The organism is Corynebacterium sp. MSK218 (assembly GCF_030232655.1).
Taxonomy (GTDB): domain Bacteria; phylum Actinomycetota; class Actinomycetes; order Mycobacteriales; family Mycobacteriaceae; genus Corynebacterium.
The window spans coordinates 1-260 of sequence record NZ_JASPGN010000048.1 but is presented as its reverse complement, the minus strand read 5'-3'; the positions used below and the strand labels follow the sequence as shown (position 1 = coordinate 260).

General features: G+C 56.9%; 1 protein-coding gene. It reads right to left on the bottom strand.

Translation table 11 applies throughout. From position 1 onward, the window contains the following. Window positions 1–260 (bottom strand): transposase (locus tag QP922_RS12880; RefSeq protein ID WP_284809919.1); only part of this gene is annotated, 260 nt, incomplete at both ends.

Here is a 260-nt window from a genome sequence, read left to right as displayed (position 1 = left end):
TGCTTCGCGGCGAAGAAGGCTGTCGCTTTTGACAAAAACTCGTTATCCATCTTGGCCTCTGCCAACTCACGGCGCAGACGAGCATTCTCAGCACGAAGATCCGCCTCACTCATCCCATCTGAGGCTCCTCGGCGTTCACGCTCGAGTTTGACCCATTTTCCTAAAAGCCCGGCGGAAACACCAATCTCCTTAGCCACATGGGCAATCGGGCGCTCTGACTCGATTACCAGGTTCGCGGCTTCACGCCGGTACTCCGGCGT